Origin of the sequence: Enterococcus sp. H57 (assembly GCF_003112495.1) — a bacterium.
Classification (GTDB): domain Bacteria; phylum Bacillota; class Bacilli; order Lactobacillales; family Enterococcaceae; genus Enterococcus_B; species Enterococcus_B faecium.
Genome location: NZ_BEHC01000049.1, coordinates 1 through 1,947 on the forward strand (window position 1 = coordinate 1; position 1,947 = coordinate 1,947).

General features: G+C 35.4%; 2 protein-coding genes and 1 pseudogene. 1 reads left to right on the forward strand and 2 read right to left on the reverse strand.

Annotated elements, in window-relative coordinates; all coding sequences use genetic code 11:
* Positions 1-365: 365 nt before the first annotated feature.
* Positions 366-737, forward strand: coding sequence for a hypothetical protein (locus DIZ30_RS09870; protein WP_002288640.1), 372 nt, complete (start codon positions 366-368; stop codon positions 735-737).
* 273 nt (positions 738-1,010) lie between these two features.
* On the opposite strand, the gene DIZ30_RS09875 is transcribed toward DIZ30_RS09870, so the two are convergent.
* Positions 1,011-1,703, reverse strand: coding sequence for an HAD family phosphatase (locus DIZ30_RS09875; protein ID WP_002288638.1), 693 nt, complete (start codon positions 1,701-1,703; stop codon positions 1,011-1,013).
* Positions 1,704-1,705: 2 nt separating this feature from the next.
* Positions 1,706-1,947, reverse strand: a pseudogene (locus DIZ30_RS13710) (DeoR family transcriptional regulator); the annotation flags it as partial.

Consider the following 1,947-nt stretch of genomic DNA (forward strand, 5'->3'; position numbering starts at 1 on the left):
TTTTCATCACTTAACGGGTGAAGATGAAAAAGTAATTGTAAGCTGCCGTGAGGCAGTTTCACATGGTTTTAATTAAAAGTATGAATTATTCAGGATTTAGTAAGTAGCTACACACTTCTATATAAATTCAGAAGTTCTTCTAGAGTTTCTAAAGTTTGTTTCTTAATTAGCTTATTGATTCTATAATATTTTTGATTTATATAGGAAATTAAAAATATTATAGAATCAACACTCAGAGAACGGGTTGGTTTTTAATAGATTTAATAAGTACTGATAATGAAATTTCTCCTGGTTGGGAAAACGAAGTTGGTTACCCTGTAGAAGAATTTTTTCAAGATTACTTTGCGGAGTATGCCGATAGGATAATGAGAGATTACGTAACAGATAAAACTCAAGAAGTCATCAATCAATCCCAGTCATTAAATGAATTATCTGATAAGGCGAAAGAAGAAGCAGTTGCCATTATTTCTTCAGGGATTAGTGACTATATTGATATGAGTGGTGAAATCAATTATGGCGATAAAGACAAAATTGTACGCATGATAAAAGCTTTTATCAAAACTTTTGATGTGAAGGCAGATCTTAAGTTTAATGATACTTACCTAGTAGGAAAATTAATTAATATCCTTGGGACAGAGAAAGATACGGAAACGTTTATTTCCTCTTTGTCTATGTTGTTTACAGATAAGCATTTTTCAACTCAGCTTGGTGGAGAGGAACTAGTGGAAATCTTTTAACCATTACGCCCAGCATTAATAAAAGTATATCAAAAAAGTACTCCTGATGATTTTTAAGATTGGTTTGAGAAATAATGTGAAAACACTATTTTTAATGTTAATTATAGATAGAGATGAACGCGTCATATGGTTAAAAGAATGAAAAAGTCAAAGATACACTGCTATATTTCACTAAGGATATAGCAGTGTATCTTTCATGTCGTTTCACTGGCAGTTTTTTATAAAAGGAGGTGTGCATTTCAGTTGCTTTTCTTTGGTAGTTAGTTGAATCGTTTAAGAATTAACGGATGTGGCAGACAGGTGCTCTGTCCAAAAACCAGTAAAATCTTTGATGGTTCCATCTTTATTTAGCTGTGCCTGTTCAAATACTGTTTTGTTTTTACCGAATGGATCAATTGCAATAATTGTTCCGATCCCCGCACGTTTGGCAGCAAGTAATCCTGAGTAAGCATCTTCGATAACAAGACAATCAGCCGGAGCTAAGCTCAGTTTGTCTGCCGCTTTAAGAAAAATATCCGGTTGCGGTTTCCCAGGGAAAGAGCCGTCGTCATAGACAATCTTGTCCCAGTCAAACCAGCGGGCTAAATCGAAAATATCAAAATAAAAAGCAACATTCTCTTTGACAGTAGCCGTGGCAATCGTTAATGGAATCTGTTGGTCAGTCAGCTGGTCAAGAGTCGCTTCAAGCCCTTTTGTCAACTGAAGCTCGTTTTCATTTTGCAAGCAAAGCATACGATAATAGCTTTCTTTTTCTTCTGACAATACGGCGATCTCAGAGGCGGTCAAATGCTCTGAAATGAAATGTTTCAAAATCTCCGTATTCGTCCGACCATGAATATTTTTTAAAATATCCTCGTCTGATAAACCATCTTTTGTATGATCATGTATCATATGCAGCCAAGCAGCTTCATGCAGATGAGAGTCCAAAAACATTGTTCCGTTGAAATCAAATATAATCCCTTTCATAGTTACGCTCCTATAGTGGTATTTTCGGTTGAATCAGCAATTTGCAGATCGACATATTGTGCATAGTGCTCTTGAACCTCCCGCGAGATCTGGCGATCCGTAATGAGCAGATCGAAATCATGCAAATTATAAAACACATAAAAATCATCTCGATTGAATTTTTTATTATCAACGAGTAGATATTTCTTACGGGAATTATTTAGAGCGATCTGCTGTGCTTCTCCTTCTTCGGTACTGTAAGTAG

Excerpts from the sequence above, each read along its gene's own strand:
- DIZ30_RS09870 (WP_002288640.1), top strand. The coding sequence starts at position 366 with ATGAGAGATTACGTAACAGATAAAACTCAAGAAGTCATCAATCAATCC.
- DIZ30_RS09875 (WP_002288638.1), bottom strand. The coding sequence starts at position 1,703 with ATGAAAGGGATTATATTTGATTTCAACGGAACAATGTTTTTGGACTCT.